The sequence below is a fragment of the Pseudomonas sp. FW300-N1A1 genome (assembly GCF_058789115.1).
Genome location: NZ_JBYTBK010000001.1, coordinates 99,215 through 122,492 on the forward strand (window position 1 = coordinate 99,215; position 23,278 = coordinate 122,492).

Here is a 23,278-nt window from a genome sequence, read left to right on the forward strand (position 1 = left end):
CCCTGCGCAAGTCGAGGACAGCCACTTACCGATGTACTCCTGCTTGCTGGCGATGCAAGGGGCGTCGATTATCGAGCGGGTCAAACTGGAAGGCCTGTCCCGCGACAAGGTGTGCCTGTTTGCATTTATCGGCGCATCGCTTAAGTTTCGTGGTGCCGACGCCGCGCCGATTCGCCCGGTGGCGTTGCCGATCCACTCGCCGCACGCCCCCGGACAGGAGCCCATCGATGACGTGTTTTTTTGATGCTCGCGGCAATATCTATGGGGTTGTCAGCCCGGTTGAGCTGCGCCGGCGAGGGATCGAATTGCCTGCGGACCCGCACCAGGCGGCGCAGCAGCGTGCGCTCTGGGCCGTGGCCGCGATCGAGGCGTGCTGCCAGTGGGCCCCCGGTACCCAACCGGCCGGGGGCAAGCCGCACCGTTCGGACGGGTTGTTGGTCGGCCCGTTTCAGGCCGCGCCGCCGTATGACCTGCTGATCGTCAATACCGACGGCACACTGGCGGAACGCAGTGGTAACGGCCTGACGATTTTTGCCCAGGCGTTGACCGAGCAGGGCTTGATGCCGACGCACGGGGATTGCGTGCTCAAGGTTCATCACGACCAGCGCGATACGTCGTCGCCTGTCGCCACCTCGGTCGAGCCGGCACAGGTCGAGGGTGTGCAGGGTTTCTGGCTGGACCTGGGCAAGCCAGCGTTCGGAGCGGACGCGGTGGGGGCCAGGGCGGTGCAGACCCGGATGCTCGATCAGCATGAACTGAGCCATGTGCCGGGGCTCGCCGGGCTGAATCCACAATGGGCCCATAGCCGCTTCGTGCGCATCGGCAATCCTCATTGCGTCACGCTGGTGGCGGATGGCAGCGGGTTGCCGAGTCATCGGCAGATGGTCGAACCGGTGCTGTTGGCCGGGCTGACCCGAATCGCCTTTGCTCAACCCGTTGGTGCGGGCGAGCCCTGTGGGGCGGGCGTCAACCTGCAATGGGCAACACTGGAATCGGTCAACCGGATTGCCGCGCGGGTGTTCGAACGGGGCGAAGGGCCGACCGCATCGTCCGGCACCAGCGCCAGCGCAGTCGCTTGCGCGGCATGGAGCGTGGGTTGGGTAACGGCAGGCGCGGTGGCGGTGGTCATGCCGGGCGGCACGGCCCCGGTGTTGCTCGAAGAACAAGGCGGTGAGTTGCAGCGGGTCCGATTGTTCGGGACCGCGCGATCGATGGCGTGCGCTTGAGGCCTGCCAGGTCACTGCCGCTATAGGGCCGCTCCGAACAGGTCAACCACCGGCATCTGCCGCTTCATCAGCACCTTGCCTGCGCGAACGGAGTACAGGGGCAAGCCCTGGCTGCGAATCACCTCGTAATCGCTGTCGGCCGACAGGATCAGCAGGTTCGCCGGGCGTCCCGGCTCCAGCCCGTAGCGTTCACCCAGGGCCATGGCCTTGGCGCTGTTGTCGGTCACCAGGTCCAGGGCGCTTTGCAGGTTACGGTAGCCGAGCATATGGCAGATGTGCAGGCCGGCTTCGAGCACCCGCAGGATGTTGCCGTTGCCCAATGGGTACCAGGGGTCGACGATGGAGTCCTGACCGAAGCACACGTTCATGCCGGCCTCCAGCAATTCGTTGACCCGGGTCACGCCCCGGCGTTTCGGGAAGGTGTCGAAACGCCCTTGCAAGTGAATGCTTTCGGTCGGGCAGGAGACAAAACTGATCCCCGAGTGCCCGAGCAGGCGAAACAGCTTGGCGCAGTAGGCGTTGTCGTAGGAGCCCATGGCCGTGGTGTGGCTGGCGGTGACCCGTGAGCCCATGTCGCGGCTGCGAGCTTCTTCGGCGAGCACTTCCAGAAACCGCGAATGGGGGTCGTCGGTTTCGTCGCAATGCACGTCCACCAGGCAGCCGGTGCGCTCAGCCAGGTCCATCAGGAACTTCACCGAGCTGACACCCTGGTCGCGGGTGTACTCGAAGTGGGGAATCCCGCCGACCACATCGGCGCCCAGGCCAATCGCTTCCTCCATCAGCTCACGACCCTTGCGAAAGGACTCGATGCCTTCCTGCGGGAAGGCGACGATTTGCAGGTCGATCAGGTGCCGGCTTTCCTCGCGCACTTCCAGCATCGCCTTGAGCGCGGTCAGTTGCGGATCGGTAACGTCGACGTGGGTGCGCACATGCTGGATGCCGTGGGCGGCGAGGGCGTTGATGGTTTTTTTCGCCCGGCTCTTGGTGTCCTCCAGAGTGATGGTCGCTTTGCGCTCACCCCAGCGCTCGATGCCCTCGAATAGCGTGCCGCTCATGTTCCAGCGCGGCTCTCCGGCCGTCAGCGTGGCATCGAGGTGGATGTGCGGCTCGACAAAGGGGGGCACCACCAGGTTTGCGCCTGCATCGAGGTCGTCAGGGCCGAGGGTCGGCGCCTCGGTCTGGCGGGCAATGCTGGTGATCAGGCCGTTTTCCAGGTGCAGTTCATGCAAGCCTTCACGGTTGCGCAGGCGGGCGTTGATGATGTGCATCAGGCAATCCCTTTATTGATCGTGTCGTGCTGCGTCGGCGTTACGGGCGTCCGGTACGCAGGTCAAGAACTCATACGTTAGCTCGACAGTAGCCATTCCTGCCAGTTGCGCGACCCTCGACGAACAATATGACAACCATTTCGACACAACCACCGGGTCGTTCATGGATCGCCGGGGGTGATGGTTTCGATGCGCTGGCGCGCTGTTGCTGTCCAGGTCTCGGGCATAAAAAAACCACCGGGCCCGGTGGTTTTCTTGATCGTACCGGCTTACTCGCCGTGGTAGATGCAACCACTGGTGCAGGTCTCGTGGATGCGGATCGCGCTGAGTTCCGGCAGCAGGGGCTTCAATTCATTCCAGATGAATTTGGCCAGGACTTCGCTGGTCGGGTTTTCCAGGCCGGGAATGTCGTTCAGGTAGTTGTGGTCCAGACGCTCGTAGAGCGGCTTGAAGATCGCCTTGATCTCGGAGAAATCACGGATCCAGCCGGTGTGCGGGTCGAGGTCGCCACTCAGGTGAATCGCCACCTTGAACGAGTGACCGTGCAGGCGCCCGCATTTGTGGCCTTCCGGCACATGGGGCAGGCGGTGGGCGGATTCGAACGTAAACTCTTTGAAAATTTCCACGGTGGTTTGAGCTCTGTCAGGTGGCTATCGCCCGCGGCGATGGGGCAGGCCGCGAGTTTAACAGCTTGAAATAATGCTTGCGGGAAAACACTGACTAAAGGGTCAACAGACGGTCGCCCAGGCGTCCACTGGCGCACAGTTCGAGGAATTCGTCGCCCAGGCGCTGGCTCTCGTCCATGGCGGTCTTCCAGTAGTGCTGGCGGCCGGCCGGATCGCCCATGAAGCGCTTGAAATCGTTCCTGTCGGGCAGCTTGCCGTAGGGCAGGCGCGACAGGTATTGCCTGGACGGTGCCAGCAACAGGACATCCTGCAAGCGCGCAGGGCAGGCCCGACGCCAGGGCAGCGTTTTATCGAACCAGCCGGGAATAACCCGGTCGGTGAAGTGCGGGTAGAGCACGATGTCGGTGCCGCTGTAGGGCAGGTCGAGGTGGTAATCGAGCAAGCCGCCGTCACGGAAGGTGCCGGCACCGGCGCCTGGCAGGTCGCGCACACCTTCCATGACCATCGGGATCGAGCCCGAGGCGAGCAGTGCCTGGCGCAGGTTGCCGGCGTTCAGCGGCACAAAGCGCGAGGGGAAGTCGTCGAGCGCGTTGAGCGGTGGAGCCAGGCGTGGGTCATGGACGATCAGTCGTTCGAAGTGTCGAGACAGGCGCGAGCGGCCGCGCAGGTTGTCGGCGATCACCGAGGACAGGCCCAGCCCGAGCCGGCCGCGATGGTCATCGGCCAGCAGGCCATGACTTTTCACCACCATGATGTTCAGCCGATAGAAGGGGTTGTCCAGCAGCAAGGCATCGCGCCCGTCGAGCAGGTCATCGAGCATGCGCTGGGAGCTCTGGCTGATCTGCGCCATGCTCACGCCCTTGGCGAAACGCTGGGCGTTGTACAGCTCGCCCAGGCGCCTGATGCCTTCGGCGGCGTCCGGCAGGCAGGCACTGGCGAAGCGCCAGGAGCCTACGGACGCGCCGATCAACGAGCGCTCGCGGGGCGCGGCCGGCAGCCATTCGCCGAACAACGCCAGGTCCAGGCCTTGAATGCCCAGGGCCTTGGGCCCTCCGGCGGCACCGGGCAGGGTGCCGACATCGTGCGCCTTCAAACCGTCCAGGCGAATCCGGGCGAAGGCCCGTGGGCCTGCCTTGAGGGTCAGTGCCGGGAATTTGATGTGGATAGCGGTCATGCCGGCCTCTGTACTGGTGAGTGGGGGATTATATGCCTGTGTGACGGGACCACGCGTTACGACCATCGACGATGGCGATTCAGGTTCAATTAAGTTCACAGGGTTAGGCTGATGCCCATACTGACTCGGAGACCCTCCATGAAAACCCTGACCGCCGCGTTCGCCGCCGCCCTCGTCAGCCTGACCGCCAACCTTGCACACGCCCGCGACCTGGGGCCTGATGAAGCCCTGAGACTGCGCGACGCTGGTACCATTCAATCTTTCGAAACACTCAACGCCACGGCCCTGGCCTTGCATCCGGGGTCAAGCGTGCAGGAAACCGAGCTGGAAGAGGCCTATGGCAAATACATCTACCAGATCGAGTTGCGCGACCGGCAAGGCATCGAATGGGACCTGGAATTGGACGCCGTCAGTGGGCAAGTACTCAAGGATCATCAGGATACGTAATGAAGGTTAATCTGCGCGCTTATGGCCTGACGGCCCTGGCGCTGGTGTTTTTTTGCTCCGTGGGCGTGGCCCGTGACCTGGATCAGGACGAAGCCTTGAGCCTGCGTCAGCAAGGCGTGATCCTGCCGCTGGAGCAGCTGTTGCAGCAGGCGCTGGACCGCTATCCCGGCGCCAAGCTGCTGGAAGCGGAGCTTGAGGAGAAACGCGGCCTCTACATCTATGAAGTTGAACTGCTCACCCCCGAAGGCGTGGTGCGTGAGCTGGACCTTGATGCCACTACCGGCCGTTTACTCGAAGACAAGGAAGATTGATCAATGCGTTTGCTTCTGGTGGAAGACCACGTGCCGCTGGCCGACGAGTTGCTGGCCGGCCTCAATCGCCAGGGTTATGCCGTGGACTGGTTGGCCGATGGCCGCGATGCGGTGCATCAGGGCAGCACCGAACCCTATGATCTGATCATCCTCGATCTGGGCCTGCCGGGACTGCCGGGGCTTGAAGTGCTCAGCCGCTGGCGCGCCACGGGCCTGGCCACGCCGGTGCTGGTGCTGACCGCGCGCGACTCCTGGGCCGAACGCATCGAAGGCCTCAAGGCCGGGGCCGATGACTACCTGACCAAACCCTTTCACCCGGAAGAACTGCACTTGCGGATTCAGGCACTGCTGCGCCGCTCCCACGGCCAGGCCAACCAGCCGACGCTCAACGCCGCCGGGTTGCAGCTCGATGAGGGCCGCCAGTGCGTGATGCGTGACGGTGCCGACATTCAGCTGACCGCCGCCGAGTTCCGCCTGCTGCGCTACTTCATGCTGCACCCCGAGCAGATCCTGTCCAAGAGTCACCTCGCCGAACACCTCTACGACGGTGAAACCGAGCGCGACTCCAACGTCCTGGAAGTTCACGTCAATCACCTGCGGCGCAAGCTGGGGCGCAGCGTGATTGAAACCCGGCGTGGCCAGGGTTACCTGTTCGGCGGGCAAGCCCGGTGAAATCGATCCAGCGGCGTTTGAGCCTGGGGTTGATCAGCGTGATGCTGGTCGTCGGCCTGGTGCTGGCGCACACCAGCCTGTGGTTGTTTGAAGAGAGCATGCAACGTTATCTGGAAGCGGGCCTGCGCAATGACAGTGAAAACCTGCTGGTAGCCATGGTCCGTGGCCCGCAGGGGTTTCAGCTGGATGAGCGACGGTTGTCGCCGGCTTATCTGCGGCCCTTTTCCGGGCAGTATTTCCGCATCGACTTCGGCGATACCCATTGGCGTTCACGCTCGCTGTGGGATCAGGAATTACCGCTGCTCGATAAACCGGGGCTGCACGATAACCTGCAGCTGGGCCCCGATGGTCAGCAACTGCTGGTACTGCGTTCGGACTACCGGCGCCTGGGGCAATCGATTTCCATTAGTGTGGCCCTGGACTACACCCCAGTGCGCGCGAGCTTCCAACGCATGCGCCAGGTTGGTCTGGGGCTTGGGTTGGCGGGTTTGCTGGTGATTCTGCTGTTGCAGCGCGTCACGGTGCGGCGAGCCTTGCGTCCGCTGGAAAGTGCCCGCGAGCAAATCGCCCAGCTGCAACAAGGCCAGCGTTCGCAACTGGACGCGCACGTACCCCGGGAGTTGGAGCCTTTGGTGGCGCAGATCAACCATTTGCTGGCGCATACCGAAGACAGCCTCAAGCGCTCGCGCAATGCCTTGGGCAACCTCGGCCATGCGTTGAAGACCCCGCTGGCGGTGCTATTGAGCCTGGCGTCGAGCGAAAAACTCGACGCCCACCCCGACCTGCGCAGGATTCTGCAAACGCAATTGGAGCAGGTGCAGCAGCGCCTGCACCGGGAACTCAACCGTGCGCGGCTGGCCGGGGATGCCTTGCCCGGCGCACAGTTCGATTGCGCTGCGGAACTGCCGGGGCTGTTGGCCACCCTGAACATGATCCATGGCGAACACCTGCATCTGAGCTACACCGCTGCCCCGGGCCTGCAACTGCCGTGGGACCGGGAAGACTTGCTGGAACTGCTCGGCAACCTGCTGGACAACGCCTGTAAATGGGCCGACGCCGAGGTGCGCTTGAGCGTGGTGCAAGCGGACGAAGGTTTTGTGCTGGCCGTGGAAGACGACGGTCCGGGGATTCCCGAAGCACAACGCGACCAAGTGTTCAGCCGCGGTACTCGCCTCGATGAGCAGACCCATGGGCATGGCCTGGGGTTGGGCATCGTGCGCGATATCGTCGACGCCTGGGGTGGGCAATTGCGGCTGGAGGAAAGCGAGTGGGGCGGGTTGAAGGTGACGATCGAGTTGCCCGGGCAGTGATCATGGTAGTAAGGGCGCAACGGTCTCCGTGGCGAGCGAGCTTGCTCGCGCTGGGTTGCGCAGCAGCCCCGTAAAGGTCAGCCATGCCTTTCTGAAAGACTGCAATCGCCCCTGTCAGGGGCCACTGCGTGCTGGAGCGCCAGCCCGGCCCAGCGGGAGCAAGCGCCCTCGCCACAAAGTCAGGCATCGAACCGTGGCGAGCGAGCTTGCTCGCGCTGGGTTGCGCAGCAGCCCCCCGAAGGTCACCCATGCCTTTCTGAAGGACCGCAATCGCCCCTGTCAGGGGCCACTGCGTGCTGGAGCGCCAGCCCGGCCCAGCGGGGGCAAGCTCCCTCGTCACACAAGTAACATTCAAACGCGGAACTGATCCATCAGGCTCTGTTGCTGATTGGCCAGGGTGTTGAGCGACTGGCTGACCCGCGCCGATTCATTGGCCTGGCCCGACAGCGACTCCGTCACGTCACGGATGGTCGCCACGTTGTTGTTGATTTCCTCGGCCACGGCGCTCTGCTCTTCGGCAGCGCTGGCGATCTGCAGGTTCATGTCGCTGATCACCGTCACCGCATCGCCGATCTGCCGCAGGGCGGTGACCGCCTGGCCGACTTGCTCGACACTGCCTTGTGCCTGGCGATGGCTGTTGCTCATGGAGCCGACCACCTCCTGGGTGCCGCTTTGCAGCTGCTCGATCACCTGGCGGGTTTCTTCCACCGACTCCTGGGTACGGCGGGCCAGGTTGCGCACTTCATCGGCCACTACGGCAAAACCACGACCGGCTTCCCCGGCGCGGGCTGCTTCGATGGCGGCGTTGAGTGCCAGCAGGTTGGTCTGTTCGGCGATGGCGCGAATCACTTCCAGTACCGAGCCGATCTTCTCGCTGTTGGCGGCCAGGCCTTCGACCTGCGTCATGGCGGTGCTCATGTCGGCCGCCAGGCTGTCGATGCTGTGGGTGGTGCGGTCGATCACGGTCAGGCCCTGGCGGGTGGCCAGATCGGCTTCCCGTGCAGCTTGTGCGGCCTGGGCGGCGCTGCGGGCAACGTCCTGTGCGGTCGCACTCATCTCGTGGGAGGCGGTGGCCACCTGGTCGACCTGACGGTACTGCTGCTCCATGCCGGCACTGGTCTGGGTGGCGATGGCCGATGATTGATCGGCGGTGCTGCGCGCGTCCTGCACCGAGCGTTTGACCTCGGCGATGATCGGCTGCAGTTTGTCGAGGAAGCGGTTGAACCAGCCGGCCAACTGGCCGAGTTCGTCGTGCTTGTCGTAGGCCAGGCGGCGGGTCAGGTCGCCTTCGCCGCTGGCGATGTCTTCGAGCATGTGCGCCACGCCGAGAATCGGCCGGGTGACGCTGCGCGCCATCAGCCACACCAGCAACAGGCCGATGACCGCCGCCAGCAGGCCCAGGCTCAGTTCAATCAAGGTGCCGGTGGTAGTGCGCTCATCGAGTTCGAGCTTGAGGGCTTCCGCCGGGCCTACCAGCACTTTCTCCGGCACGTCGAGCAATACGCCCCAGGCTTTACCGCCTGGAATCGGCTCGAACGGCGACAGCACCTTGAGTTGGCCGTTGCTGTGCAGGCTGTGGGTCTCGCGGCTGCCGCCGAGCATGCGCAGCAATTCAGTACCGCTGGTCTTATCCACCGTGTCCAGGCGCTGGCTGAGCTTGCTGGCGTCGGGGCTGTAGCCGGCGAGCAGGCCCACCGGGCTCAAGATACTGACGCTGGTCTGGCCATCGTAGAGCTTATGGCTGGCTTGCTGGCTGATCGCCTGCAGGCTGTTGAGGTTGATGTCGACCGACAGCGAGGCGATGACCTTGCCGTTCACCATCAGCGGGAAGACGATGCTGGTCATCAGCACGTTCTGACCATCGATCACATAAAAGTACGGCTCGATCACACAGGGCTTGAGGGTGGCGCGAGGGCAGGTGAACCAGGCATTGGCCGGCTCGCCGCTAGGGCCGGTACGGGTGTCGGCCATGTCGCTTTCGGGCAGCGACATCGAGTTCAGCTTGCCGGCGGTCGGTTGCGACCAGTACAGGGCAAAGCGCCCCTTGTCGTTGCTGCCCAGCTCATCCTGGCCGATGAACAGCTCGTCCTTGCCGTCCAGGGCGTTGGCTTCGAACACCAGCGACAGGCCGAGCAACTGTGGATTGGCCTGCAACGCCGACTTGACCTGCCGGGTCAGGTCCTCACGCAGGTCGAAGGCATCCAGGAAGCGCTTCTCGGCCTGTTCGCGCAGGAACAGCACCTGACGCGAGAACCCGTGACCATATTGATAGGCGTCCATGAACTGCTGACGAATCCCCAACGCCTGGACTTCACCCTGGGCCTCGATGCGTGCCTGGGCGGCTTCGGTGAGCATGGTCATGCTCGACGCCTTGACCAGTTGCGAGCTGTGCTCCATGCGGTACAGCGAAAGACCCACCAGCAGGGTCACGATGCCGGCCAGGCACAGCCCGGCGAGCAGCGTGATTTTCCATTGAATGGAAAGTTGTCTGAGCGACATGGACGCATCCTTATTCGATAAATATCTGCGACTTTGCACTGTAACGGCATCAAAGCAGCTTTCTTGAACGACCGGCGTGAGGCGACCGATGACGAAAAAGCTTGCCGCTCAACACTTGCAGCTTGCCGCTGCTTGCTTCACAGTGCGCGCCCTCTAATAAAACCTCCTTCAATCCGACGTCGGCGCCTGCAGCCGGCTGGCCGGACTCATTCCGTTTGCGCAGGTTTTACCTGCGACTGTGCTCTGAGGTAACGATGATTAATGCTGTAATTGCCGCGGTCGGCATCATGCTGGTACTCAGCCTGTCCCGCGTGCATGTGGTGATCGCGCTGATCGTGGGGGCGCTGGTGGGTGGTCTGACCGGCGGCCTGGGGATGGAGGGGACGCTCAAGGCCTTCAATGGCGGTCTGGGTGGCGGTGCCACCGTGGCATTGTCCTACGCCTTGCTCGGTGCGTTCGCGGTGGCGATTGCCAAGTCGGGACTGGCCCACGCCCTGGCCGACAAGGCCCTGGCGCTGGTCGACCGACAGGACGCCAACGGCGGCGGTCAGGTCAAGTGGCTGCTGATCGGCCTGCTCTGGGTGGTGGCGATCGCCTCGCAGAACATCCTGCCGATCCATATCGCCTTCATCCCGTTGCTGGTACCGCCGTTGCTGTACGTGCTGACCAAGCTGCAACTGGATCGCCGGTTGATTGCCTGTGTCATGACCTTTGGCCTGATCACGCCGTACATGTTTCTGCCAGTAGGGTTCGGCAACATCTTCCTGAACGAGATTCTGCTGGCCAACGTGGCCAAGAGCGGTGTCGACATCAGCGGCATCAACGTCACCCACGCCATGGGCATTCCGGCCCTGGGCATGGTCTTTGGCTTGTTGATGGCGTTTGTCAGTTACCGCAAGAAGCGCGTGTATGACCTGGAGAAAATCGAGCGGGTCGAACAGGTCACGGTGCAATACAACCCGTTGACCCTGATGGTTGCCGGGCTCGCCATCGCCGCGGCGTTCATCATTCAGCTGCTGCTGGATTCGATGATTATCGGCGCGCTGGCCGGGTTTCTGATCTTCTCGGTGTCGGGCGTGGTGCGCTGGCGCGAGACGGACGACCTGTTTACCGAAGGCATGAAAATGATGGCGATGATCGGCTTCATCATGATCGCCGCCTCGGGGTTCGCCGAGGTCATGAAGGCCACGGGTGAAGTGCAGACCCTGGTGCAAACCTCGGCCGCCTGGATCGGCCACAGCAAGGGGGTTGGCGCGTTGTTGATGCTGCTGGTCGGCCTGCTGGTGACCATGGGTATCGGCTCATCGTTTTCCACGGTGCCGATTCTCGCCGCGATCTTCGTGCCGCTGTGCGTGCAACTGGGGTTCAGCCCGTTGGCCATCGTCTGCATCGTCGGTACCGCGGGGGCGTTGGGTGATGCGGGCTCACCGGCCTCCGATTCGACCCTGGGCCCGACCTCCGGCCTGAACATCGACGGCCAGCATCACCATATCTGGGACACCGTGGTCCCGACGTTCCTCCACTACAACCTGCCATTGCTGGCGTTTGGTTGGGTGGCGGCGATGGTCTTGTAAGCGCACAGCGCAGACCTTGCTAGCCTTGATCGTTCCCGTGTGGGGACGATCAAGCGCGGTGGCGACGCTCACGAAACTACCCCCGGTTTACCCCTCGCGCACATCGCGCATCAATAACCCGAACTGCAAGTCCACTGCATCCGGAATCGGCAGGTAGACGGTGTGCCCGTCGCCGGGCGCCACATCAATGGCTTCACCCTTGGTGTTCTGCAGTTGCTGCAGGTCGAAGTGGAAGTTGCCCTTGGGGGTCATCAGTTCCATGTGATCGCCCAGGGCGAAGCGGTTCTTCACCTTGACCTCGGCCAGGCGCTCGTGGCGCTTGCCGGTCAGTTCGCCGACGAACTGCTGGCGTTCCGAGACGGAGCTGCCGCTCTGGTAGTTCTGGTATTCGTCGTGCACGTGACGGCGCAGGAAACCTTCGGTGTAACCACGCTGGGCCAGCGACTCCAGGTCAGTCATCAGGTTGCGGTCGAACGGCCGGCCGGCCACGGCATCGTCGATCGCACGGCGGTACACCTGAGTGGTGCGGGCGCAGTAGAAGTGGGATTTGGTCCGGCCCTCGATTTTCAGCGAATGCACACCCATCCGAGTCAACCGTTCAACGTGCTGCACCGCGCGCAGGTCCTTGGCGTTCATGATGTAGGTGCCGTGTTCGTCTTCGAAGGCAGGCATCAGTTCCTCCGGACGGTTGGCTTCCTGCAACAGGAATACCTGGTCGGTGGGCGCGCCGATGCCCAGCACCGGCTCCGGCACAAAGCTCTGGACGATCTCCCCCGTGGCATTTTCCGTGGCCGGTTGCGCCGAGTACTTCCAGCGGCAGGCGTTGGTGCAGGAGCCCTGATTGGCGTCGCGCTTGTTCATGTACCCCGACAGCAGGCAGCGCCCGGAGTAGGCCATGCACAACGCGCCGTGCACGAACACTTCCAGTTCCATGGCCGGTACGTGCTGGCGGATCTCGGCGATCTCTTCCAGTGACAGTTCCCGGGACAGGATGATCCGGCTCAGGCCTTGCTGCTGCCAGAACTCCACGCTCGCCCAGTTCACCGTGTTGGCTTGCACGGACAGGTGGATCGGCATCTGGGGGAAGTGTCGGCGCACCAGCATGATCAGTCCGGGGTCGGACATGATCAGCGCGTCCGGGGCCATGGCGATGACCGGCTCCAGGTCCTTGAGGAAGGTTTTCAGCTTGGCGTTGTGCGGGGCGATGTTCACCACCACGTAAAAACGCTTGCCCTGAGCCTGGGCCTCGCGAATGCCGAGGGCCAGGTTGGCGTGATCGAACTCGTTGTTACGCACCCGCAAGCTGTAGCGCGGCTGCCCGGCATAGACCGCGTCGGCGCCGTAGGCGAAGGCATAGCGCATGTTTTTCAGGGTGCCGGCAGGGGCGAGCAGTTCAGGCGTGGCGAGGGTCATGGCGGCATCGATCGCAAAAGCTCGCGAGGGTAAAGCAGCCGCGCCAGGTGATTATTGATCTGGATCTATGCCGGGCGAACAAAACAGGGCATTTGGGCGTGTCGCGGCAGACTAACCTTTAAGGCGTAGCGGTCGTCTGCATCTACCTGACCTGGACCGGACATGAACCATTCCTCTGTGCAGAATAAATCGTTGCTGGTGCTATTGGTGCTGGTGACCCTCGCGTTCATCTGGATTCTGCTGCCGTTCTACGGCGCGGTGTTCTGGGCGGTAATACTGGGCATCGTCTTTGCGCCCCTGCAACGCCGGTTGCAACTGAAGTTTGGTTGGCAACGCAACCTGATCGCCCTGTGTACCCTGAGCATCTGCCTGGTGATTGCCATTTTACCAGTGATTTTCATCAGCGCGTTGCTGGTGCAGGAGGGTACAGTGCTCTACAAGAGCCTCGAGAGTGGCGAGCTGGACATTGCCGGCTACCTGGCGCAGTTCAAGCACGGCCTGCCATTGTATGTTCAGCAGTGGCTGGACCGCGTGGGCATGGGCGAGTTGAGCGGCCTACGTGAGAAAATCGTCAAGAGTGCGATGCAGGGCAGCCAGTTCTTCGCCAGTCAGGCATTCAGTTTCGGTCAGGGTACCTTCGAATTTGTGGTGAGTTTTTTCATCATGCTGTACCTGCTGTTCTTCTTTTTGCGCGATGGCGCCGAACTGGCGCGCAAGATCCGGGCGGCGGTGCCGTTGGCTGAGGATCAAAAGCGCCACCTGCAGCTCAAGTTCAACCGCGTGGTACGGGCCACGGTCAAGGGCAACCTGCTGGTGGCTGTCACGCAAGGGGCGTTGGGCGGTTTGATTTTCTGGTTTCTGGACATTCCCAGTGCGTTGCTCTGGGCGGTGTTGATGGCGTTTTTGTCGCTGTTGCCCGCAGTGGGGGCGGGGCTTGTCTGGGTGCCGGTGGCGGCCTGGTTCCTGCTCAGCGGCGCGGTCTGGCAGGGCGTGGTGCTGGGTCTGTATGGGGTGTTCGTGATCGGGTTGGTGGACAACGTCCTGCGCCCCATACTGGTGGGTAAGGACACGAAGATGCCGGACTATCTGATCCTGATCTCGACCCTGGGTGGTCTGGCAGTTTTCGGCCTCAATGGTTTTGTCATCGGGCCGTTGATTGCCGCGCTGTTCATCTCGAGCTGGGCGTTGTACGTGGAAACCAAGCCCCGGGTGCAGTTGCCTTAGGCGTTCAGTGCGTAATTGCCCATGCGTTGCGACAGGGCCTGGGCGGCGGGCAACGACGTGAGCGGGCCGCTGATCGGCTCGCCGTCGCGCACCAGATACCAGCAGGCGAGCAACCCCAGCTCCCTGAGCGAGGGGGGGACGGCACTTCCTACAACGGACATGATCTGGACCCTGGACATAAGCACCTCCATCAATCGATGGCGCTACCTTACGGGCCTGCGGGTCCGACGGAAAATCAACACGCTCGATAATGGACATCGACGCCCTTGACGTGGGCATCTCGTCAGTCGACGACCTGATCGAGCATGTGCATCACTTCATGGTCGTTGAGCAGGCCTTTGCGCACCAGGTTTTCGGCCAGCAGCGAAAGAAACTTGGCACTGCGGTGACCCTCAAGGTGTTTGAGTTCGGTCAGCGCGCTATAGACCTTGCTGGAGGTGCAGAGGCCAACAATGCGGTGCGGGTTTTGCGTGGGCATGGGCGTCGTCCTTGTTTTTATGAACCGTTTATGCCGGACAGATCAGAGCTTGCGGTGCGTTCATGACATAAATATGACAGTTGTGCGCGCGCCAAGGCTTGGGTCGGATCAATCATGTCAAATTTACACGCAGTCATTGTCCCAGCAGCGACCTTGGCGAGATTTATTCAGACATGGGGCACGCCAGCGCGGGGCCCCGGTGCGAGTCAGGGACCCGTTTGCGGTAAAGCGCGGGCGCTTACCAGTGTCGGCCGTAGTACCCGCGGTGTGGGCCGTAGTAACCACGAGGTGGGCCGTAATACACGGGCGCCGGGCGGTAGTAGACGGGTTGTTGCACGTAGATAGGTTGAGGCTGGTAGTAGACTGGCGGCGGGCTGTAATAAACAGGTGGCGGGCTGTAATAGACCGGTTGCTGGATGTACACCGGGCGCTGCGAGTTGGCGATGACCGAACCTGCTACTACGGCGCCAACCACGGCACCGACGGCGATCGGGGCACCCCAGCCGTAGCCACCACCCCCACCATGAGCCTGTACCTGTCCAGCGACAACGAAAGCACCGATCAACAAGGCAACTGCGGGTAGTTTACGGATCATGATCAATCCTCGGCATTTCGCCCCGGCGCTTGTGTCTGCGATAGACCCAAGGAGTGTCGCGGGGATATCTCTAAGACAGCATTTTTTGCCGAATCTGCGAGGCGTCCGAGTAAATTTTGTGTAAGGTCTGTACCACCGTATTTACCCCGCAACGCCAGCAGGAACGGGCACCTTGTCATGATTGATCAAACCCTGTTGGCTGGCTATTCCCGTCTATCAGAACGTGCGAACGCAAGGAGAACCCTATGCAGATGAACCCGAACAAAGACACCCAATTGTGCATGTCGTTGTCTGGGCGCCCCGGGAACTTTGGCCTGCGATTCCATAACCACCTGTATGAGCAGTTGGGCCTGAATTTTTACTACAAGGCCTTCAGCAGCCAGGATTTACCGGGCGCCGTGGGCGGGATTCGAGCCCTGGGTATTCGCGGTTGCGGCGTCTCGATGCCATTCAAGGAGGCCTGCATTGCCTTGGTCGACGAGCTGGATGCCTCGGCGGCGGCCATTGCGTCGATCAACACCATCGTCAACACCCACGGCCACCTCAAGGCCTACAACACCGACTACATGGCCATCGAGCAACTGCTCAAGACTCATGCCGTGCCGAAGGAAACGTCGTTCGCCCTGCGTGGCAGCGGCGGGATGGCCAAGGCTGTCGCCAGCGCCTTGCGTGATGGCGGCTATCGCAACGGCCTGATCGTCGCCCGCAACGAAAGCGCGGGGCGCGCCCTGGCGGACGCCCTGGGTTATCGCTGGCAAGCGGAACTCGGCAATGAGCGCCCGCAGATGCTGGTCAATGTCACGCCAATCGGCATGGCCGGGGGGCGCGAAGCCGATCAGTTGGCGTTTGAGGTCGCTGCCATCGATGCTGCAGAGATCGTCTTTGATGTGGTGGCGATTCCCTCGGAAACGCCGCTGATCGTGCGCGCTCGCGAGGCTGGAAAACACGTGATCACCGGACTGGAGGTGATCGCCCTCCAGGCCCTTGAGCAGTTTGTGCTGTACACCGGCGTGCGCCCCAGCGACGAGCAGTTTCGCAAGGCGGTCGCGTTCGCTCGCAGCTGATCGACCGTGGTGGCCGGGCAGGACGGGGAGTCTCGGGATGGGCTGCAAAACCGTGCCTATACTTGGCCCTTCACACATGCAAAGACGTGCTGACCGATAACCCCGCGATCGAGGTTCCCCATGCCCCCTGCCATTATCAATCTGGACCAGGCTGAACTTCAGCCGCTGCCCGACGGCTTTGCCCCGACCGGTACTGCGGCCCGGCGCTATGCCCCACGCATTGCCCGCCTGGGTCAGCAACTGCATTCACAGAAACTTGGCTACAGCCTGATTGCACTACCACCGGGCATGCGCGGGTTTCCATTCCATAGCCATCGGGTCAATGAGGAGATGTTTTACGTGGTAGCAGGGGAGGGCGAGGTGCGTCTGGGGGATCAGGCGTTCGCCATCCGTGCCGGCGACGTGATTGCCTGCCCGGCAGGTGGCCCGGAAACGGCGCACCAGATCATCAACACCAGTTCGGGCGAGTTGAGGTACCTGGCGGTCAGTACTCAGCAATCACCGGAAATTTGCCAATACCCGGATACCGGGAAATACACGGTCATGGATGATTTCAGGGTCGATACCGAAGGCAATGCCACAGGGTTTGTCGCCGTCGCCAACGAGGCCGACGGCGTGGATTACTGGGAGGGCGAATAACTCAGGTCGGGCCTGCAAGCAGCTTGTGGCTTGCACCGATTCTGTGAAGAGGAGGTTTGCCCTGATGCCGTTCACTCTTGACTGAACGGCATCAGGGTGTGCCCGCGATGCATCGCGCCAGGGCGTCATCGTTTATCGCTGGCAACCAGCGGTGTGTTACTCGAGGCGTGCCAGGCGCTCTTCAAGCGCGGCGATTCTGGCCTCCAGCTCTTCAATGCGCTCCACCGACACACCGCTGCCGCCACGCTCCACCGGGTTCTGGCGCGCGGCGAGTATCGCCTCAAAGTCCGCTGGGTCGCCCAAGGCGTGCACATAGCGGTCTTCACGCTGGCCCGTCTGACGTGGCAGCAGCATGGCAAGGCCGCGGGCAATCAGGCGTTCCAGTTGATGGACCACCTGCTCGGCGTCTTCGAAGTCATGCATGCGGCCACTACGGGTCAGCAGTTCATTGACCGTCTGCGGGCCACGCAGGAACAGCAGGCCGCTCAGGATCACTTGGGCGGGCACCAGTTCCAGCGCCTTGTCGAGCCGATGTTCCCAGCGGTCGGCCCGGCTGCCCATGACCAGCCGGGTGAAACCACGCCCTTCCAGGGCACGCAGGCTTTGCCCGACCTGGCCCTGGCTCAGGTTCATCACCGGTTCACGGCTGGTTTTCTGATTGCAGGCGATGACCAGTGCATTGAGGGTCAGCGGATAGGTTTCCGGGTTGTTGGCCTGTTTCTCGATCAAGGAGCCGAGAATCCGCAGCTCGGTGCTGCTCAGGCGCAGTGCTTCGGTGGACGTCTCTTGTTCAGTGCTCATCGCGCTTTCCCTATGCAGTCGAAGCCGCCTAGCCTAATCCTTGCACGATAAAAGACAAGCCGCGCCGCGCCTCAAGCATGGCTATAATCGCGCCACGTTCCACTCCCTTCACAGCACCCTCCACCCAGCGAGACTGCCATGACTATTTCTCTGTACGCTGCATCCGTTCCGGTCTTCAAGCAAATGCTCAACGCGTTGAGCGATGTGCTGAACAAGGCCGAAGCCCACGCTGCGGCAAAAAACATCGACCCCAATGCCTTGTTGCAGGCCCGTCTGTTCCCGGACATGTTCCCGCTGGTGCGTCAGGTACAGATCGCCGTTGATTTCGCCAAGGGCGTTTCTGCCCGTCTAGCGGAAGTCGAGTTGCCGAAGTACGACGACAGCGAAGTGACCTTTGCCGAACTGCAGGCGCTGATCGCCAAAGTGCTGTCCTTCATCGACGGTATTGCCCCTGCGCAAATCGACGGCAAGGAAGGCATCGAGATCGTGACCCGTCCCGGCACGCCGAAAGAAAAGCGTTTCACGGGCCAGTCCTACCTGCTGACCTACGGCCTGCCGCAGTTCTTCTTCCACATCACCACCACCTACGCCATCCTGCGCCACAACGGTGTGGAAGTCGGCAAACGCGACTACATGGGCGCGTTCTAAACCCGCAGGCAAAAAGAAGCCCGCCAAGGTGTGAACCTTGGCGGGCTTTTTAACGGGTGCGAGTGTTACGCGGTTTGTTCGACTTTCTCTTCCTGGGCCAGGCAGGCCGCAGCGGTGAAGAGGACGTCGGTGGAGGAGTTCAGCGCGGTTTCCGCCGAGTCCTGCAATACGCCGATGATGAAGCCCACGGCGACCACTTGCATGGCGATCTCGCTAGGAATGCCGAACAGGCTGCACGCCAGCGGAATCAGCAACAGCGAACCACCGGCCACGCCCGAGGCGCCACACGCACAAATCGCCGCGACCACGCTCAGCAGCACGGCGGTCGGCAGGTCCACGGCAATACCCAGGGTGTGAACCGCAGCCAGGGTCAGCACGGTGATGGTGATGGCCGCGCCGGCCATGTTGATGGTCGCGCCCAGGGGAATCGAGACCGAGTAGGTGTCTTCATGCAGGCCCAGGCGCTTGCTCAACTCCAGGTTGACCGGAATGTTCGCCGCCGAGCTGCGGGTGAAGAACGCGGTGATGCCGCTTTCGCGCAGGCAGGTCAGTACCAGCGGGTAAGGGTTGCGGCGCAGTTTCCAGAACACGATGACCGGGTTCATCACCAGGGCCACGAACAGCATGCAGCCCAGCAGCACGGCCAGCAGGTGCATGTAGCCCAGCAGCGCGTCGAAGCCCGAGGTGGCCAGGGTCGAAGCCACCAGGCCGAAAATGCCCAGCGGTGCAAAGCGAATCACCACGTGCACGATCAGGGTCACGCCGTTGGACAGGTCACCGAGCACTTCACGGGTGGTTGCGCCGGCATGGCGGATGGCCACGCCCATGCCGATCGCCCACGCCAGGATGCCGATGAAGTTCGCATTCATCAGGGCGCTGACCGGGTTGTCGACCACGCTCAGCAACAGGCTTTGCAGGACTTCGCCAATGCCGCCGGGCGCGCTGATAGCCACGTCGTGGGTGGAGAGCACGAGGCTGGAAGGAAACAGGGTGCTGGCGACCACCGCAACGGCGGCGGCACTGAAGGTGCCGAGCAGGTACAGGAACAGAATCGGTCGGATATGGGTTTCCTGGCCGTGCTTGTGGTTGGCGATCGAGGCCATGACCAGCACGAACACCAGAATCGGCGCGACGGCTTTGAGTGCGCTGACAAACACTTTACCGATGAATGCGGTGGACTTCGCCACTTCAGGCGCGAGCAGCGCCAGGACGATACCGGCGATCAGGCCAATCACAATCTGGGTGACCAGGCTGGTGCGTTTGAGTCGTTGCAGGAGAGAAAGCGGTGCTGCAGTCATAGCGGTATCTCTGATTTTTTTAAGGTGCTGTGAATCCAGGGAGGCTGTCCGTCGAGATCGAGAAGGCGGGCAAAACGGATAAGCGCGCGAATTCAGCCTTGGCTGAGGAGCATCCAGTCTTTCGCGGGGGGCGGACTTTATCACAGCGTGGGCGTTATCCTTCAGTCCTGTGACGATCTGCCGCCTGAAGATCACCCTCTGGGATCAGGTTCCCGCCAGCATGATCAGGTGCACTCTGATAAGATTCGCCATCCTCTATTTTCATCTCTCCTCAGTGAGCCTTCGGGCAGTCGCTGGCGTTGTCGTTTTCTGGAGTTACCCATGCTGTTTCCCATCCTGCTGTTGTCAGCCGCCGGTTTCACGGTGCTGACCACGGAGTTCATCATTGTCGGCCTGTTGCCCTCGATCGCTCGCGACCTCGATGTCAGCGTTTCCCAGGCGGGGCTGCTGGTGACCTTGTTCGCGTTTACCGTGGCGGCGTTCGGGCCATTCCTGACGGCGTACTTCGCGCGCTTTGAACGCCGCCGGCTGTTTATCAGCGTGTTGATCCTGTTCGGGCTGGCCAACACCCTGGCGGCCCTGGCGCCCAACATTGGCGTGATGGCAGTGGCCCGGCTGATACCGGCGCTGGGGTTGCCGGTGTTCTGGGCGCTGGCCAGTGAAACGGCGGTAGACATCGTCGGGCCGGACTATGCCGGGCGGGCGATTGCCAAGATCGGCTTCGGGATCGTCTGTGCCACGGTCTTCGGGATTCCCGTCGGCACACTGATTTCCGATGCGTTCGGGTGGCGCAGCGCCTTCGGCATTCTGGCGCTGATTGCCTTCGCCAAGGCCTTGCTGCTGTTTATCTACTTGCCGAAAACCGATCTGCACAACCAGCAGGTGAGTTTCGCTTCGCAGTTCAGGATTCTGCGCAGTCCGTTGATGCAAGGGCATGTGTTGTTGTCGATTCTGGTGTTCAGCGGCATGTTCACCGCCTACACCTACCTGGCCGATATCCTGGAGCGACTGGCCGGTTTCAATGGCACGGTGGTGGGGTGGTGCCTGATGGGGTTTGGTGCGGTCGGCCTGATCGGCAATTCGCTGGGCGGGCGCATGGTCGACCGCCACCCGCTGATTGCATCGATGGTGTTCTGCGCGTTCATGATCGGCGGCATGCTCGCCCTGGTGCCGAGTATCCATTCGACCTTGGGGCTGGCGGCGGCGATGGGCATCTGGGGCGTGACCCAGGCGGCATTGTTTCTGGTCTGCCATGTGCGCCTGATGAAGGCCGCACCGCAAGCGCCGGCGTTCGCCGCCTCGCTGAACATTGCCGGGGGCAACCTGGGGATTGGCCTGGGAGCGCTGGTGGGCGGGCGGGTGATCGACACTCTGGGCCTGGGGAGTCTGGGCGTTGCCGCGGCCGGTTTTATCCTGGTGTCGATCCTGTTGGCGCTGTTGCTGATGAGGCTCAAGGCGCCGGTCGTCTGCGCCTCTAGCCTCTAGAGTGCGGTAAACAGTGCCCGGCGGGCACCTTCGGTAATGGCGACAATGCCCGGGTGCTTGACCTTGCGCTCCACCGAGATGGCGTAGAACGACTCGCTGACCGCATCGGTCTGGCCAATCAGCTCGACGCCGTACTGGCGTCGTACCTCATCGGCAATCACGCTGGGGCCGATGAAGATTCCGCTGCCGGATTGGCCAAACGCCTGCATCAAGGCGCTGTCATCGAATTCGCCGACGATCCGCGGCTGGATCCGTTGTTCGGCAAACCAGCGTTGCAGGCGGCTGCGCACCACGGTTTCCTGGCCGGGAATCAGCAGGGGGGCGCCATGCAGGCAGCGCGGGAAGTCGCTGCCGTAGCGTTCGACCAACTCCCGGGTGGCGAAGAAGCTGATCCCGCACTCGCCGAGTTTCTGGCTGTAGCCCTTGATGTCCAGGTGCGAGGGCATCGGGCTGTCGGAAATCACCAGGTCCAGCCGTTGAATCGCCAGGTCGGCCAGCAGGCGCTCCAGCTTGTCCTCGCGACAGGTAATGCGCAGCGGTTCGTGCAGCTCCATGGTCGGTGCAATCAGGCGATAGACGATGGATTTGGGCACCACGTCCGCGACCCCGACCCGAAACAGGATCTGTTGCTCGTTGGGCTGGGCTCGCAGCAGGGCTTCCAGTTCGCCTCCCAGTTGAAACATTTGTTCGGCGTAGGTCAGGGTCTGGCGACCGGCCTCGGTCAGTTCCAGTTGCCGTCCAACTCGCTGGAACAGTTCGATTCCGTAGGTCTGCTCCAGCAGGCTGATCTGCCCGCTGATGGTCTGGGGCGTCAGGTTCAGTTGCTCGCAGGCACGCACAATGCTGCCGGTTTTGGCCACGACCCAGAAGTAATGCAGTTGCCGATAATTGAGCATGGGCATTCGCCGATTCGTAAAAACCGAAGTATAGCCGCTAAAAATACGAATTTTCCTGAAGTATTACCTTCCTTAGAATGCCTCGCTATTGACGGGCCACTACTTCGGCCGAGTCTGTTCTAACGAGGAAAGCATGATGACACTCAAATCCTTGACTGCGGCTTCGTTGCTGGCTGTTTCTGCGCTGTTGCTCACTGGCTGTGACCAGGCTGAAAAAAGCGCCCAGCAATTGATGGGCAAGGCCGCTGAATCGGCCAAGCAGGCGATCGACGACACCCACAAGGCGGCGGAGCAGGCCCTGAGCGACGCCACCGGGAACATCATCAAGAAAAAGGACCCTTCCGCCGACGACGACAAGCAAGACAGTTCGTCGCAGGAAATCTAATCCGTTTAACACCGAGTCAGGACTGACCCATGGAATACCTTTTACAACTTGCTGCAAGCCCCACTGCCTGGGTCGCCCTGGCCACCTTGATCGTCATGGAGATCGTGCTCGGCATCGATAACCTGATCTTTATCTCGATCCTGACCAACAAACTGCCGGAACAGCACCGGGCCAAGGCGCGCCGGATCGGTATCAGCATGGCGCTGGTCCTGCGTCTGGGCCTGTTGAGCACCATTGCTTTCATCGTGCAACTGACGGAGCCGGTGATCGAGGTGTTCGGTCACGCGTTCTCGTGGAAAGACATGATCCTGATTGCCGGCGGCCTGTTCCTGTTGTGGAAGGCGACCACGGAAATCCACCACAGCATGGATCCGTCGCCGGATGACCCGACGTCGAAAACTTCGACGGTGACCCTGGGTTTTGCGGCGGCCATCGGTCAGATCCTGATGCTCGACCTGGTGTTCTCCATCGATAGCATCATTACCGCGGTTGGCATGACCGAGCATTTGCCGATCATGATCATCGCGGTCCTGGTGTCGGTGCTGGTGATGTTGTTGGCGGCCGAGCCTTTGGCCAAGTTCATCAACGACAATCCGACGGTGGTGATGCTGGCGCTGGGCTTCCTGATCATGATCGGCATGACCCTGATCGCCGAAGGCTTCGGCGCTCACGTACCGAAAGGCTACGTCTATGCGGCCATGGCGTTCTCGGCGGCGATCGAAACGCTGAACATGTTGTCGCGCCGAGCCAGGCAGAAGCAGCTTACTGAGCAGGCTTAAGCCTTAACGGCAGTACCCGACGGTCGTCTGCGCTCGAAAGCGTGCAGACGGCCGTTTTGCTTGATGGGGATACCGATGGCGTCGCTCAATGAGCAGACGCGTGACGCCGTGCAGGTTTCTCGTGTTTAGCGGGGGCTTGCGGTGCTCTGTAGGCATGATGGTGTCTGCGGGTGATGCGCAACACACCCCAAAGCATGGCGGCTGCAACGGCCAGCCAGCCACCTATCAGCATCAGGATTATTGCTGTCAGGCTCATCGGTGCCTCCTCTTTGCCCTGCTTCGGGCAGATACGCTTTGCAGGTGTCAGTCTAGCCGCAGATGTGTTGCAGGCAATTGACCAATAGTCGTGAGCCTCCAACCCGTTCGCTCTATCAGTGGCGGGTGACTGCCGTTTACCGCTATAGCGCTGCTATGATCAGTGCCCAAGCCGGAAGATTGCTGACCGGCACCTGAACAAGTGAGTGAT

General features: G+C 61.9%; 25 protein-coding genes and 1 pseudogene. 14 read left to right on the forward strand and 12 right to left on the reverse strand.

The features are described 5' to 3' along the window. The first annotated feature begins 31 nt into the window (after window positions 1-31). Both AC3WQN_RS00510 and AC3WQN_RS00515 read left to right on the forward strand, forming a co-directional pair. Complete coding sequence (locus tag AC3WQN_RS00510; protein ID WP_256587226.1) at window positions 32-244, forward strand: hypothetical protein; 213 nt, start codon at window positions 32-34, stop codon at window positions 242-244. Beyond that, window positions 228-1,226, forward strand: a complete 999-nt coding sequence (locus AC3WQN_RS00515) for a diaminopimelate epimerase (RefSeq protein ID WP_103399318.1) — start codon at window positions 228-230, stop codon at window positions 1,224-1,226. Before AC3WQN_RS00510 ends, AC3WQN_RS00515 begins: the two co-directional genes overlap by 17 nt. Window positions 1,227-1,246: 20 nt before the next feature. On the opposite strand, the gene codA is transcribed toward AC3WQN_RS00515, so the two are convergent. The 3 genes from codA to AC3WQN_RS00530 all read right to left on the reverse strand — a co-directional run bounded on the left by codA (window position 1,247) and on the right by AC3WQN_RS00530 (window position 4,294). Next, window positions 1,247-2,494: a cytosine deaminase gene (gene codA / locus AC3WQN_RS00520; RefSeq protein WP_103399317.1), complete on the reverse strand. Its 1,248-nt coding sequence runs from the start codon at window positions 2,492-2,494 to the stop codon at window positions 1,247-1,249. 269 nt (window positions 2,495-2,763) lie between these two features. Continuing rightward, window positions 2,764-3,120: a 6-carboxytetrahydropterin synthase QueD gene (queD, locus tag AC3WQN_RS00525; protein ID WP_081744008.1), complete on the reverse strand. Its 357-nt coding sequence runs from the start codon at window positions 3,118-3,120 to the stop codon at window positions 2,764-2,766. A 94-nt stretch (window positions 3,121-3,214) separates the two neighbouring features. After that, entirely contained in the window at window positions 3,215-4,294 is a 1,080-nt protein-coding gene (locus tag AC3WQN_RS00530; RefSeq protein ID WP_103399316.1) for a hypothetical protein, read from the reverse strand. A 138-nt stretch (window positions 4,295-4,432) separates the two neighbouring features. Here AC3WQN_RS00530 and AC3WQN_RS00535 point away from each other — a divergent pair, with 138 nt between their 5' ends. The 4 genes from AC3WQN_RS00535 to AC3WQN_RS00550 are packed head-to-tail and all read left to right on the forward strand — an operon-like array spanning window position 4,433 to window position 7,034. After that, a complete protein-coding gene (locus AC3WQN_RS00535) occupies window positions 4,433-4,741 on the forward strand; it encodes a PepSY domain-containing protein (RefSeq protein WP_103399315.1) in 309 nt (102 codons plus the stop codon). Then, the gene (locus tag AC3WQN_RS00540; RefSeq protein ID WP_095078869.1) at window positions 4,741-5,052 is read left to right on the forward strand and encodes a PepSY domain-containing protein; all 312 of its coding nucleotides are present in this window, start codon (window positions 4,741-4,743) and stop codon (window positions 5,050-5,052) included. Before AC3WQN_RS00535 ends, AC3WQN_RS00540 begins: the two co-directional genes overlap by 1 nt. 3 nt (window positions 5,053-5,055) lie before the next feature. Next, window positions 5,056-5,724 carry a response regulator transcription factor gene (locus tag AC3WQN_RS00545; RefSeq protein ID WP_103399314.1) on the forward strand — a complete coding sequence of 223 codons (669 nt, stop codon included), beginning with the start codon at window positions 5,056-5,058 and terminating at the stop codon, window positions 5,722-5,724. Then, a complete protein-coding gene (locus AC3WQN_RS00550; RefSeq protein WP_103399313.1) occupies window positions 5,721-7,034 on the forward strand; it encodes a sensor histidine kinase in 1,314 nt (437 codons plus the stop codon). The genes AC3WQN_RS00545 and AC3WQN_RS00550 overlap by 4 nt, the downstream gene beginning before the upstream one ends. Window positions 7,035-7,385: 351 nt before the next feature. Here the strand turns inward: AC3WQN_RS00550 and AC3WQN_RS00555 are convergent, their stop codons facing one another. Beyond that, window positions 7,386-8,141 (reverse strand): methyl-accepting chemotaxis protein, encoded by a 756-nt coding sequence (locus AC3WQN_RS00555; protein ID WP_371918478.1) that lies wholly within the window; start codon window positions 8,139-8,141, stop codon window positions 7,386-7,388. Window positions 8,142-8,243: 102 nt separating this feature from the next. Beyond that, window positions 8,244-9,533, reverse strand: a pseudogene (locus AC3WQN_RS00560) (PDC sensor domain-containing protein); the annotation flags it as partial. 257 nt (window positions 9,534-9,790) lie between these two features. On the opposite strand from AC3WQN_RS00560, the gene AC3WQN_RS00565 reads away from it, so the two are divergent. Next, a complete protein-coding gene (locus tag AC3WQN_RS00565; protein WP_172736476.1) occupies window positions 9,791-11,107 on the forward strand; it encodes a Na+/H+ antiporter family protein in 1,317 nt (438 codons plus the stop codon). An 87-nt stretch (window positions 11,108-11,194) separates the two neighbouring features. Here the strand turns inward: AC3WQN_RS00565 and trhP are convergent, their stop codons facing one another. After that, window positions 11,195-12,520 carry a prephenate-dependent tRNA uridine(34) hydroxylase TrhP gene (trhP, locus tag AC3WQN_RS00570; protein WP_103399311.1) on the reverse strand — a complete coding sequence of 442 codons (1,326 nt, stop codon included), beginning with the start codon at window positions 12,518-12,520 and terminating at the stop codon, window positions 11,195-11,197. A gap of 162 nt (window positions 12,521-12,682) precedes the next feature. On the opposite strand from trhP, the gene AC3WQN_RS00575 reads away from it, so the two are divergent. Continuing rightward, entirely contained in the window at window positions 12,683-13,744 is a 1,062-nt protein-coding gene (locus AC3WQN_RS00575; RefSeq protein WP_103399310.1) for an AI-2E family transporter, read from the forward strand. Here AC3WQN_RS00575 and AC3WQN_RS00580 read toward each other — a convergent pair. The 3 genes from AC3WQN_RS00580 to AC3WQN_RS00590 all read right to left on the reverse strand — a co-directional run bounded on the left by AC3WQN_RS00580 (window position 13,741) and on the right by AC3WQN_RS00590 (window position 14,817). Further along, window positions 13,741-13,923 (reverse strand): hypothetical protein, encoded by a 183-nt coding sequence (locus AC3WQN_RS00580; protein WP_103399309.1) that lies wholly within the window; start codon window positions 13,921-13,923, stop codon window positions 13,741-13,743. The genes AC3WQN_RS00575 and AC3WQN_RS00580 overlap by 4 nt on opposite strands. Before the next feature lie 104 nt (window positions 13,924-14,027). Then, window positions 14,028-14,222: a hypothetical protein gene (locus AC3WQN_RS00585; protein WP_095078877.1), complete on the reverse strand. Its 195-nt coding sequence runs from the start codon at window positions 14,220-14,222 to the stop codon at window positions 14,028-14,030. A 238-nt stretch (window positions 14,223-14,460) separates the two neighbouring features. Beyond that, on the reverse strand, window positions 14,461-14,817 hold the full coding sequence (locus tag AC3WQN_RS00590) for a hypothetical protein (protein WP_103399308.1): 357 nt from the start codon (window positions 14,815-14,817) through the stop codon (window positions 14,461-14,463). Window positions 14,818-15,062: 245 nt separating this feature from the next. Here AC3WQN_RS00590 and AC3WQN_RS00595 point away from each other — a divergent pair, with 245 nt between their 5' ends. Both AC3WQN_RS00595 and AC3WQN_RS00600 read left to right on the forward strand, forming a co-directional pair. Beyond that, window positions 15,063-15,881 carry a shikimate 5-dehydrogenase gene (locus AC3WQN_RS00595; protein ID WP_103399307.1) on the forward strand — a complete coding sequence of 273 codons (819 nt, stop codon included), beginning with the start codon at window positions 15,063-15,065 and terminating at the stop codon, window positions 15,879-15,881. A gap of 120 nt (window positions 15,882-16,001) precedes the next feature. Continuing rightward, window positions 16,002-16,520, forward strand: a complete 519-nt coding sequence (locus AC3WQN_RS00600; protein WP_103399306.1) for a cupin domain-containing protein — start codon at window positions 16,002-16,004, stop codon at window positions 16,518-16,520. A gap of 156 nt (window positions 16,521-16,676) precedes the next feature. Here the strand turns inward: AC3WQN_RS00600 and AC3WQN_RS00605 are convergent, their stop codons facing one another. Beyond that, window positions 16,677-17,321 (reverse strand): YceH family protein, encoded by a 645-nt coding sequence (locus AC3WQN_RS00605; protein ID WP_103399305.1) that lies wholly within the window; start codon window positions 17,319-17,321, stop codon window positions 16,677-16,679. A gap of 138 nt (window positions 17,322-17,459) precedes the next feature. Between AC3WQN_RS00605 and AC3WQN_RS00610 the strand changes: the two genes are divergently transcribed. Next, complete coding sequence (locus AC3WQN_RS00610) at window positions 17,460-17,969, forward strand: DUF1993 domain-containing protein (protein ID WP_103399304.1); 510 nt, start codon at window positions 17,460-17,462, stop codon at window positions 17,967-17,969. A 65-nt stretch (window positions 17,970-18,034) separates the two neighbouring features. Here AC3WQN_RS00610 and sstT read toward each other — a convergent pair whose 3' ends face one another. Next, the gene (gene sstT / locus AC3WQN_RS00615) at window positions 18,035-19,267 is read right to left on the reverse strand and encodes a serine/threonine transporter SstT (RefSeq protein WP_095143676.1); all 1,233 of its coding nucleotides are present in this window, start codon (window positions 19,265-19,267) and stop codon (window positions 18,035-18,037) included. Window positions 19,268-19,588: 321 nt separating this feature from the next. Here sstT and AC3WQN_RS00620 point away from each other — a divergent pair, with 321 nt between their 5' ends. Further along, window positions 19,589-20,752, forward strand: coding sequence for an MFS transporter (locus AC3WQN_RS00620; protein WP_103399303.1), 1,164 nt, complete (start codon window positions 19,589-19,591; stop codon window positions 20,750-20,752). On the opposite strand, the gene nhaR is transcribed toward AC3WQN_RS00620, so the two are convergent. Continuing rightward, a complete protein-coding gene (nhaR, locus tag AC3WQN_RS00625; protein WP_103399386.1) occupies window positions 20,749-21,648 on the reverse strand; it encodes a transcriptional activator NhaR in 900 nt (299 codons plus the stop codon). The genes AC3WQN_RS00620 and nhaR overlap by 4 nt on opposite strands. Window positions 21,649-21,784: 136 nt before the next feature. Here nhaR and AC3WQN_RS00630 point away from each other — a divergent pair, with 136 nt between their 5' ends. Together AC3WQN_RS00630 and AC3WQN_RS00635 are read left to right on the forward strand one after the other, a co-directional pair. Further along, window positions 21,785-22,033, forward strand: a complete 249-nt coding sequence (locus tag AC3WQN_RS00630; RefSeq protein WP_103399385.1) for a hypothetical protein — start codon at window positions 21,785-21,787, stop codon at window positions 22,031-22,033. 29 nt (window positions 22,034-22,062) lie between these two features. Next, entirely contained in the window at window positions 22,063-22,812 is a 750-nt protein-coding gene (locus AC3WQN_RS00635; RefSeq protein ID WP_095143673.1) for a TerC family protein, read from the forward strand. The last annotated feature ends 466 nt before the right edge of the window (window positions 22,813-23,278 follow it).

Bases quoted from the DNA above. Each gene is read 5' to 3' on its own strand.
- AC3WQN_RS00510 (WP_256587226.1), top strand. From the start codon at position 32: ATGTACTCCTGCTTGCTGGCGATGCAAGGGGCGTCGATTATCGAGCGG.
- AC3WQN_RS00515 (WP_103399318.1), top strand. From the start codon at position 228: ATGACGTGTTTTTTTGATGCTCGCGGCAATATCTATGGGGTTGTCAGC.
- codA (WP_103399317.1), bottom strand. From the start codon at position 2,494: ATGCACATCATCAACGCCCGCCTGCGCAACCGTGAAGGCTTGCATGAA.
- AC3WQN_RS00530 (WP_103399316.1), bottom strand. From the start codon at position 4,294: ATGACCGCTATCCACATCAAATTCCCGGCACTGACCCTCAAGGCAGGC.
- AC3WQN_RS00535 (WP_103399315.1), top strand. From the start codon at position 4,433: ATGAAAACCCTGACCGCCGCGTTCGCCGCCGCCCTCGTCAGCCTGACC.
- AC3WQN_RS00540 (WP_095078869.1), top strand. From the start codon at position 4,741: ATGAAGGTTAATCTGCGCGCTTATGGCCTGACGGCCCTGGCGCTGGTG.
- AC3WQN_RS00545 (WP_103399314.1), top strand. From the start codon at position 5,056: ATGCGTTTGCTTCTGGTGGAAGACCACGTGCCGCTGGCCGACGAGTTG.
- AC3WQN_RS00555 (WP_371918478.1), bottom strand. From the start codon at position 8,141: ATGGAGCAGCAGTACCGTCAGGTCGACCAGGTGGCCACCGCCTCCCAC.
- trhP (WP_103399311.1), bottom strand. From the start codon at position 12,520: ATGACCCTCGCCACGCCTGAACTGCTCGCCCCTGCCGGCACCCTGAAA.
- AC3WQN_RS00575 (WP_103399310.1), top strand. From the start codon at position 12,683: ATGAACCATTCCTCTGTGCAGAATAAATCGTTGCTGGTGCTATTGGTG.
- AC3WQN_RS00580 (WP_103399309.1), bottom strand. From the start codon at position 13,923: ATGTCCAGGGTCCAGATCATGTCCGTTGTAGGAAGTGCCGTCCCCCCC.
- AC3WQN_RS00585 (WP_095078877.1), bottom strand. From the start codon at position 14,222: ATGCCCACGCAAAACCCGCACCGCATTGTTGGCCTCTGCACCTCCAGC.
- AC3WQN_RS00590 (WP_103399308.1), bottom strand. From the start codon at position 14,817: ATGATCCGTAAACTACCCGCAGTTGCCTTGTTGATCGGTGCTTTCGTT.
- AC3WQN_RS00595 (WP_103399307.1), top strand. From the start codon at position 15,063: ATGCAGATGAACCCGAACAAAGACACCCAATTGTGCATGTCGTTGTCT.
- AC3WQN_RS00600 (WP_103399306.1), top strand. From the start codon at position 16,002: ATGCCCCCTGCCATTATCAATCTGGACCAGGCTGAACTTCAGCCGCTG.
- AC3WQN_RS00605 (WP_103399305.1), bottom strand. From the start codon at position 17,321: ATGAGCACTGAACAAGAGACGTCCACCGAAGCACTGCGCCTGAGCAGC.
- AC3WQN_RS00610 (WP_103399304.1), top strand. From the start codon at position 17,460: ATGACTATTTCTCTGTACGCTGCATCCGTTCCGGTCTTCAAGCAAATG.
- sstT (WP_095143676.1), bottom strand. From the start codon at position 19,267: ATGACTGCAGCACCGCTTTCTCTCCTGCAACGACTCAAACGCACCAGC.
- AC3WQN_RS00620 (WP_103399303.1), top strand. From the start codon at position 19,589: ATGCTGTTTCCCATCCTGCTGTTGTCAGCCGCCGGTTTCACGGTGCTG.
- nhaR (WP_103399386.1), bottom strand. From the start codon at position 21,648: ATGCTCAATTATCGGCAACTGCATTACTTCTGGGTCGTGGCCAAAACC.
- AC3WQN_RS00630 (WP_103399385.1), top strand. From the start codon at position 21,785: ATGACACTCAAATCCTTGACTGCGGCTTCGTTGCTGGCTGTTTCTGCG.
- AC3WQN_RS00635 (WP_095143673.1), top strand. From the start codon at position 22,063: ATGGAATACCTTTTACAACTTGCTGCAAGCCCCACTGCCTGGGTCGCC.